The organism is Acaryochloris sp. IP29b_bin.137 (genome assembly GCF_028285745.1).
Taxonomy (GTDB): Bacteria; Cyanobacteriota; Cyanobacteriia; order Thermosynechococcales; family Thermosynechococcaceae; genus Acaryochloris.
In genome coordinates, this window is record NZ_JANQOP010000277.1 from 1 (window position 1) to 9,268 (window position 9,268).

A 9,268-nucleotide genomic window follows, 5' to 3' on the forward strand; every position below is an offset into this window, starting at 1 on the left:
TGATTCAGATCGCCAAACCTGATACTGTCTGGGTTGATGCTTAAAGATGACAAGCAGAGGTGATTCATGTAATCTTTACGCGATTCATGCAACAAAACCCATAAAACCTGGAATTTGGGCAAAGCGTTGGGGGCCTAAGCCATATGCAAGAATGGCACCTATTGAGCATCTGTTGACGCTGAGAATATCAATACAGTTGTCAGGACTAAAGTAGAAGCCATTTTTACCTTCTGGAGTAGCCAGAGAATTTCATAGTTTTTGGATACTCTCTATCATAAAGGCTAAAACGAAGTGGTTGTAGGTATTACACCCTGCTGCTGTCTTCCGGTCTTGGAAAAGTGTATCGGGATTCTCTTGCCACCTTTGGAGAACGGCTTTTGATTGGGGAGAGAAAGTAGCTGACTGTACAGCTTCCCCAAACAAGGGTTGCAAAATCTGCTCATCTTGTTTGGAAGGATGACAGATAAGCCAAAAATAGCCAGTACTCATATTAAGTGATACTTGAACCGTCTCATGGGAGCGTTATTCCAACAGAAGTCTGTTCTATCACAACTTTAAAGTTTGTGCGTTTTTACTCTGACTTATTCTAGAGGGGACCGGGCAACCCATCCCACTCAGCCCAACGTCTTTCGAGGCAAGACCTATGACTGCTCAGATCACCCCTTCAACAATTCCAGCGTTAATCACAGCTCAACGGGACTTTTTTGCCACCGGGCAGACTAAAAATTACGACTTTCGTGTCACCCAACTGCAACAACTGCAGCAAGGGATTCAGGATCGTGAGGAGGCTATTATTGCGGCCATTTATGCTGATTTAGGTCGACCTGCTTTGGAATCCTATTTTGAAATGGCACCGTTGTCAGAAATTAAGTTGGCTTTGAAGCAGTTGAAAAATTGGATAAAGCCTCAAAAAGTTGCGGTTGGGTTGGGTGCCTTGCCAGGTTCGGGTTGGATTCAGCCCGAACCCCTAGGCATTGTCCTGATTATTGGGCCTTGGAACTATCCATTTCAGTTGATTATTTCTCCCTTAGTGGGTGCGATCGCAGCCGGGAACTGCGTTATTCTCAAACCTTCAGAGCATGCTCCTCACACATCTACAGTAGTGGCAGACATGATCAGCGCTATGTTTCCTAAACACTATATTGCGGTGGTTGAAGGAGACGTAGCTACCAGCCAACGCTTACTGGCAGAAAAGTTCAATCATATTTTATTTACAGGAGGGGCTGCCATTGGCCGAGCCGTGATGAAGGCGGCGGCAGAACACTTAACGCCTGTGACCTTAGAGCTGGGAGGCAAAAGTCCTTGCATTGTCGATACCGACATTCACGTTGAACATGCTGCTAGACGGATTGTTTGGGGGAAGTTTATCAATGCTGGACAAACTTGTGTTGCTCCCGATTATTTACTGATTCATCGCACCATCAAAGCAGACCTGTTAACCTATCTCCAACAGGCAATTCGCGATTTTTATGGGGAGAATCCTGCGACTAGTCCTGACTATGGTCGGATCATTCACCAGCGCCATTTCAATCGACTAACTGCCTTCCTAGATAATGGCCACACGGTGATCGGTGGGCAAGCCAATCCTGAAACCCGCTTTATTGCGCCCACGTTATTGGATAACATCACCTGGGATGATCCCATCATGCAAGACGAAATTTTCGGGCCGATTTTACCGATATTGACCTACAATCGTCTGGATGATGCCCTGGCTCAAGTAAATGCTCACCCCAAGCCCTTGGCCCTATACTTTTTTTCTAGAAATAAGCAAAAGCAACAGCAAGTCCTCAGTACAACCTCTTCAGGTGGCGCTTGTATCAACGATACGGTACTGCAATTTACTCAGATTACCCTACCGTTCGGGGGGGTAGGCCAGAGCGGCATCGGTAGCTATCATGGCAAAGCCAGTTTCGATACGTTTTCTCACCGCAAAAGCATTTTAAAAAAGGGCTTCTGGGTGGATGTGAGTTTTCGATATGCCCCCTACACCACTAGAGGTTTGAATCTTGTCAAACGTATCATTACCTATTGAAGCGCGATAGACATTGGCTAACTGCCCCCGACCCCAATCGCATGTTGGTGGGTAAGGTAGGACCAGCTTATCGATTGGGGAGATGCCAAAAATGATTAAGGTATGACTCATTGCAAGTATGTGGGAATGAACCTACATGCAACTCATCTAAAAACCTTATGCAAACAGAAACGGCAATGAAACTCCTAGAATAATTGAACCTGCGCCTAAAATCAGTGTCCAGAAGCGATGGTAGCTATCTACCTTTCTACCCGTCTCAGTTTTTAACTGGGTTAGATCAATCCAAGGAACAATACCGCGCCTGAACCAGCCCGTAACATTAACCGAATCTCCAATTAAGTCTTTAACCTGGCTGAGTCCAAATAACAGATTACCAAGGGAGCCAAAGCGAGAGGAATAGCGCAGATACATGAGCCCGGTTGGATCCTGTAGTTTTAGATCAGATCCAAGTTTAGACCCAGCATCTCCTCGACCAATTAAGTTACCTGTCAATTTCACGGGTTGCCCTCGCAGAGGGCTGGCATAAGGATCAGACATCAGCGTTATCACATCTGCAGCAGGGGGTCGAAGAATATCAGGAAACATGACTGTCAGTCGGATCAGCGTACCAATCCCAAACCCAATGAAAGCAGGTGAAAACATCCATATTTCCCCATTACCACCCATGGCTGAAATGGTTACCCCTAGTAACAGCCCTAGTCCACCTCCAACCATAGGGGCAGCGTAAAGCAGGACGTCAAACGCGAAGTTGCCATACAATCGGCGCTTATTTAAACGCTTTCCTTCACCCATCACGCGACCCATGTCAAATTGCATCGGGAGACCTAGCTGTTCTGCATAGGTACTCAACGCCCGGACCCGCTTACCCGTCAGCGGATGAGTGGAATTAAGTTCCATCCACCATGCCCAAGGGTTGAACATATCCCATAGGAAAATTCGGCCAATTTTGTGGGGTTCTGAAGTGATTTGATAGGCTGTCCCCGTCGATGTTGCTGCTTTAGTATCGTAGATTCCCAATGCCCTTGTTCCTTCAATTAATCGGCTCGGTTCTTCCGAGTGCTGCGCTTCTTCGACGATTCCGTAGGCAATCTTCACTAGAGCACGGGACAGGCCATTTGGATTGCCTGTGACCTCTGCGGCAAAGTGATCGGCATAATATTCCCGTGTTCTGGACAGGTAGAGCAGCAGATAGGTCCCGATAGTATAGAAGATATAGGCTGAGATAGCTGCAGTTTCAAGCGCATCTTTGACTTTACTGTCTCCTTTACCGCGTCCCATTCGTCTGGCAAAGGTATAGAGCAGATACATCAGCTGCACTAGCGTTGAGGCCAGAGTCATGACTGCAAAGTCCCAGTGAACAATGTGACCTAGCTCATGGGCATAAACTGTTGCAATTTCATCATCATCTAAATAGGTGAACAGCCCTTGGCTGACCACTAAGCGAGCACTGTTTGGGAGAGAACCGTAGGTAAAGGCCGTGGGATTTTGATCATCGATAATTCCCAACCGAGGCTGCTTAATCCCTTTTTGAGAGCAAACCCGTTCAATGATATGGGCTGACTCAGGACTCTGGCGTTTAATCTCTGCTAATGATACCCAGTGAGTCCCGTATAGCCACCGCTGCACCATATCCATGATCAGCGGTGACAAAAAGAACATCGCCGTATTGAAAAGGAGCGTCACCCCAACAGAAATGCCAAACCCAGTAACAGGGTGAGCACTATCAAGAATCAAAAATATACTCATCGCTAGGGCAAGCACCATGCCTAGCAACAAGGTCAGTGTCACCCCAGATGCCAACGAGAGACTACTGGCCACGCCTTTCATCGCTAGTTTGGGCACTACACCAGCTAGTGCCCGTCCTGCCTTGGGCATGGACTTGGAAGTTGTTTCGTTCGATTGATTGTCAGTATCTAGGTGGTCTGAGTTGTGTATGGATCTATCAGACTGAGTCGCTCGTCTAAGTGCTGGCAGTGCCTGTTGGGCCCACATCTGTGTTTGGAGATTCTCACTTTCTTGCAATTGCTCACATAAGGAGAGTGCTTTGTCTAAGCACCCACTATTTTGGTATGCCTTGACCAATGCCATTTGGGCCTGAAAGTATTCTGGGGAATGCAGCTCAGAGTTTTCCTGACAAAATTCTTCTAACAGACGTATGGCCTCTGGATAACGTTCCTGTTTGAGTGCTTGTAAGGCAGTCTGTAGAGATTCTGAGTGGGATGACATAATAGAAATTGACTGAGTGAATCTTGCGATCCACCTACATTTTTAATGATTTACATGTTATTAGGGTGCCCGTAATAATTGATTATTTTCCAGTTAGGGGATATAAAGGCTAAGAATTCAAGGAGATCGTGGCGGATTCAGCCGTTTTCTTGCAAGGTGGTCTAATCTCCCCCAGCCCCAATTGCATTTTGACGGGTAATGGCGAAGGGCCAGCTAATTGAGTCGGGGGGATGCCAGAAATTTTTATAGGCCAAGGCCATTTGTTTAGCCGCTCGCTCAAAGGGAACTTGCCCCGTCGCAGTTCCTAAACCTGGACAAGCAACACTGCGAATTTGTTGCGCATGGGATTGGTTGTGATGCCAAATGGCTAACAGCATGGCCCACATCGCTTGGTAGACATTATCGGTAGTGGCAATTGACATGGGCACGCGCATCGTTGGCGTATGGGCTAGAAAGGGATGCTGGGGATGATGAGTGTCAATAATCAATGAGGTGCCAACAGGTTGCTCGCCTCGAAATTGCCGAATGATATGGGCTTGTACTCGATCCATCAAATCTAATCCAAAGTACCGGGTAATGGCTCCATCGACGCCACCATCCATCAAGCCAAACGAGTTGCCAGCACTCACCATGCAGTCATAGTTGGGGAGATCCTCAAACCGACCGTTGATGACTTCGACCTTGGATTGCCCTTCGAATTTGAGCCGCCATTGCTCACACAGTTCAGGAATAGGATCGACCAGTATGGGTTGTAAGTCCTTAGACTACATATATTTCTCCTGCCGACTTAGCAGCCTCTGGGTGGATAGTAGAGAATGGGACCAACATCTTCAGACCACCAGCGAATCCAATCTTCATAGAACTTGAACGTTTCTTCAGTTCCACAAAAATCATGGGGAATGCTAATTCTGGCTCGCATCCAGTTTCCCTGTATTTCTAACGGCTCGATACCATAGTCTTGGCCCGATAAATCTGACTGCAATGTGAAAAGTGTGGGACTAGAAGCACTAGGGGTGGACTTCAGTGGGATAGAAGTTGAAAGTTGTTCTCGCTTGTACAAGTAACCCCTGTTGCTTGTTTGGGCATTATCCACAGGTTGAAATAGGTCTCTCCAGTATTGGACGACCAGTGGATATTGTTGTTGAAAATGGTCTTTTCTCACCCAGGCCGTTCCATCACGATCGCCTTCGGGATGCGCATATTGAATCTGAAACCATCCCTCAGGTGTTTCTTGTAAGATGATAAAGGCATAAGTTTCATAGGACGTCTGCACCATATTGGGCTCAAACTCTAAAAATTGGGCTGAAGAGCCGGATAGATCGACGACCCATTTCCCCGTTAGCACCGCCCAAGGGGGGCTTTGAGCAGACTGATGCAAGGGTAAGCACAGTCGATTTAACCACTCATATCCAGGATTATGGACAGGTGTATTGCTCACAAAAGCCTGTGAGGGGTTTTCGACCAAAAAACCAATGCCCCAATTGGGCAGTGCAGGTCTAGAGTTGTAAACTTCGTTCTTTAACTGGGACGTGGTCTGTGATGAGCTGTGTTTCCAGGAGCAGTGTATTACGTCAGCCTCTGTTGCTATTGCAACAGGAGCAGGTGGTTTCTCGACTGTTTTTGCAGGGACAGGAGTTTGAGCTAGATCCTGTTTACAAGCAATGGTGAATGATGCCAAGCCCAGTAATAGCCACATATGGCATGGATGGTGGTTTCTCGCTAACAGTCTTGGCATCTGGTCTAGTGCTTTACTGAGCAATGCATGGAGACAGCATTCTTCTCAGGGAGTTACTCTAGTTCCGTCTCACCTTCCTCATCAGAAAGATCTTCGGGGGGCACTAAAGCGACTGCAGCAATATAGTCATCTTCATCCAATCTTTGGACTCGGACGCCAGTGGCTGCGCGAGACTGGGACGAAATATCTGTTACCGCTTGTCGAATCACAATGCCTCGGCTAGTGACCAACATCAGTTCGTCTTCAGCATTGACGATGCGCAGTGCGGCTAACTGATCAGGCGTCTTCAGCTTTTTGAACTTGGTTGCGGTGACGCCTTTACCAGCCCGATTTTGCAGCCTGAATTGAGCAACAGGTACTCGCTTACCAAAGCCATTGGTGGTAATAACCAATACCCAAGGTCCTGGCTGTTCGACGGTTTCAGATTCTTCTTCGTTGCCGTCATCCTCAACTAAAACATCTGGATCATCTGTCTCTTCATCGTCTGCATCCGTTGCGTTGCCTAAGGTCTCCACAACAGCGCTGGATAGAATATCCATACCGATAAATTCATCGCCTTCTCGCAGGCGCATGGCCCGTACCCCTCGCGTAGCTCGTCCCAAAGGCCGTAGCTGTTGATGATCCGCTCGGAAATGGATGGACATGCCTCGGCGAGAGCCAATGACGATACTGTCTTCTGCTCGGGTTAACCGCACCCAGCGCAGCAAATCTCCTTCTTCTAAGGAAATCGCGATTAAGCCATTGGCCCGAATATTGCTGAAGGCAGCTAAAGCAGTTTTCTTGATGAAGCCCCCGCCGGTCATCATCACTAGATATTCGTCTTCGCTAAATTCGCTGACGGGGATGACGGACGTGATTTTTTCTTCTCGCGGAATGGGTAAGAGCTGGACTAAAGGTACACCCCTGGCCGTGCGGGAACTGACGGGGATTTGATAGGCACGCAGGCAGTAGACGACGCCGCGATCGCTAAAAAATAACACGCTGTCATGGTCGCAGCAGCCGAAGAAATGCTCAACCGCATCATCTTCCTTGATTTTGGCACCCGCTCGGCCTCGGGTGGCACGGCTTTGAGCATTAAAGGTATCCACGGGCATCCGCTTCACGTAGCCCTGTTCTGTCACCAAAATAACGGCCTGATCGTTGGCAATCAGATCGATGTCGTCCAGATCAGCCAGATTGGCCTCAATTAAAGTCCGGCGAGGACTGGCAAATTTGGCTTTGAGTTCAGTGACCTCCGTTTCGATAATTTCGAGTACCCGTTCGCGACGGGCCAGAATATCTTCCAGGTCAGCAATGCGCTCTTGCAGGTCTTGGTGTTCTCGCTCAATCTTTTCAGCTTCTAGGGCCGTCAGTCGGCGGAGCTGCATTTGCAAAATAGCATCAGCTTGGGTTTCGGACAGGCCAAATCCGTCCATCAGTTCTTGGCGAGCAACGGCAGAATCAGCTGCTTGCCGGATTAGCTGGATCACAGCGTCTAAATTGCCCAAAGCGATTAGCAATCCCTGCAAGAGGTGATCGCGTTCTTGCGCTTTACGCAATTGATAGCGAGTGCGACGCATAACCGCGTCTTCCCGGAATTCCAAAAAGACGCTCAGGAATTTCTTTAAGCTGAGCAGTTGGGGATCACCGCCTACTAAGGCCAACATATTGGCCCCAAAGTTACTTTGGATCGGAGTTTGTTTATAGAGATTGTTGAGAACCACTTGGGGATAGGCATCCCGCTTGAGTTCAATCACAATTCGCATGCCGTCGCGATCGCTTTCATCGCGAATATCCGAAATGCCTTCTAAGCGCTTGTCATTAACGTTTTCCGCAATCCGCTCAATCAGGGCGGCTTTATTCGTCTGAAACGGTAACTCCGTGATGATAATGGCTTCCCGATCAGGACGACCAGACTGTTCTAGGGTCTCAATTTCAGCCACGCCTCGCATTGTAATCGAGCCACGACCGGTGGTGAATGCTTCTTTAATCCCAGCGGTTCCTAAAATCCGACCTCCTGTGGGGAAATCAGGACCTGGAATAAACTTCATCAGTTCCAGATCAGTAATCTCGGGATTGTGAATCAGGGCCACAAGACCATCCACCACTTCTCCCAAATTATGGGGGGGAATGTTTGTCGCCATTCCCACTGCAATTCCCGATGAGCCGTTGACTAAAAGTTGAGGAATGCGAGCCGGTAGAACCAGAGGCTCTTGCTGGGACCCATCAAAGTTATCGCCAAAATCTACGGTTTCCTGCTCAATATCTGGGAGTAGAGAATCCGTACTCAGGGCCTGCAAGCGACATTCGGTGTATCGCATGGCAGCAGGCGGATCGTTATCAATAGAGCCGAAGTTGCCATGTCCATCAATCAAGGGCATGCGCATGGAAAAGTCTTGCGCCATTCGCACTAAGGCGTCATATACCGCCGTATCCCCATGGGGATGGTATTTACCCAGAACTTCCCCAACCACACGGGCACATTTACGAAAAGGGCGGTCGGGCGTCAATCCCAACTCATACATGGCATAAAGAATGCGTCGATGGACCGGTTTGAGGCCATCTCTGGCATCTGGCAAGGCCCGACCAACAATGACGCTCATGGCGTATTCCAAGTAGGAACGGGACATCTCATCTCGTAGATCTGTGAGAATAATCCGCTCCTGCATTGGATCAGAGGAGAAGGTCATATAGTTTGAAAAACTCCTGAAAACATCCTTAGTCGGGAAATAGCGTTATCAATAACGACTTACCATTAATATCATTAAAAAATTGAGCTATTTGCCCCTGATTACAGCAGTTATTCTATCATGTTTTGATACCTAACAGCTTCATTTGCAAAGCTACCCATAGTGTGCAAAGCGGTTGCCTAGTGAAGCTTTCAAAGATAGCTGTCCGACGGAATACTGACCCATGAAGAAATTGACCTGGCATCGATAAAGATTGGAAGGCAGGGCATCAATATTTGGTCAGTTCTAACTGCATTTGCTCCTAGATAGGTTGATGACATCATGGCCTAAAAATCATCTTTTTCAGGCAGTTGTGCCTGATTATGACCTTTTATTCCCACCCCTCTCGCTCCACCTTGGGCGGTAAGAACCAAAATTTAAGATATCCTCTCTAGACGTTGAGGATTTTGGCGGCTGAAGCTCACCGTAGGGCAAACAACTTAATCTTGTTTCAGTGCAAAGGAATCTCTGCTAACATAAAAACGCTTCTAGGGCTTGTAGCTCAGTGGACTAGAGCACGTGGCTTCGGACCACGGTGTCGGGGGTTCGAATCCCTCCTGGCCCGTT

General features: G+C 48.0%; 5 protein-coding genes and 1 tRNA gene. 2 read left to right on the forward strand and 4 right to left on the reverse strand.

What is annotated here, in order from left to right:
* Window positions 1-643: 643 nt before the first annotated feature.
* Window positions 644-2,032 carry an aldehyde dehydrogenase gene (locus tag Q0991_RS19570; RefSeq protein ID WP_299491681.1) on the forward strand — a complete coding sequence of 463 codons (1,389 nt, stop codon included), beginning with the start codon at window positions 644-646 and terminating at the stop codon, window positions 2,030-2,032.
* A 156-nt stretch (window positions 2,033-2,188) separates the two neighbouring features.
* Here the strand turns inward: Q0991_RS19570 and Q0991_RS19575 are convergent, their stop codons facing one another.
* The 4 genes from Q0991_RS19575 to gyrA form a co-directional block, all read right to left on the reverse strand.
* Window positions 2,189-4,258 (reverse strand): zinc metalloprotease HtpX, encoded by a 2,070-nt coding sequence (locus Q0991_RS19575; protein WP_299491683.1) that lies wholly within the window; start codon window positions 4,256-4,258, stop codon window positions 2,189-2,191.
* 161 nt (window positions 4,259-4,419) lie between these two features.
* Window positions 4,420-5,004 (reverse strand): macro domain-containing protein, encoded by a 585-nt coding sequence (locus Q0991_RS19580; RefSeq protein WP_366525016.1) that lies wholly within the window; start codon window positions 5,002-5,004, stop codon window positions 4,420-4,422.
* Window positions 5,005-5,045: 41 nt separating this feature from the next.
* On the reverse strand, window positions 5,046-5,696 hold the full coding sequence (locus tag Q0991_RS19585) for a hypothetical protein (protein WP_299491685.1): 651 nt from the start codon (window positions 5,694-5,696) through the stop codon (window positions 5,046-5,048).
* Between the two features lie 350 nt (window positions 5,697-6,046).
* Window positions 6,047-8,662: a DNA gyrase subunit A gene (gyrA, locus tag Q0991_RS19590; protein WP_299491688.1), complete on the reverse strand. Its 2,616-nt coding sequence runs from the start codon at window positions 8,660-8,662 to the stop codon at window positions 6,047-6,049.
* Window positions 8,663-9,192: 530 nt separating this feature from the next.
* Here gyrA and Q0991_RS19595 point away from each other — a divergent pair.
* Window positions 9,193-9,266: transfer RNA gene (locus Q0991_RS19595), tRNA-Arg, on the forward strand.
* Window positions 9,267-9,268: the final 2 nt, after the last annotated feature.

Coding starts and splice junctions, on each gene's coding strand:
- Q0991_RS19570 (WP_299491681.1), top strand. CDS start 644: ATGACTGCTCAGATCACCCCTTCAACAATTCCAGCGTTAATCACAGCT.
- gyrA (WP_299491688.1), bottom strand. CDS start 8,662: ATGACCTTCTCCTCTGATCCAATGCAGGAGCGGATTATTCTCACAGAT.
- Q0991_RS19575 (WP_299491683.1), bottom strand. CDS start 4,258: ATGTCATCCCACTCAGAATCTCTACAGACTGCCTTACAAGCACTCAAA.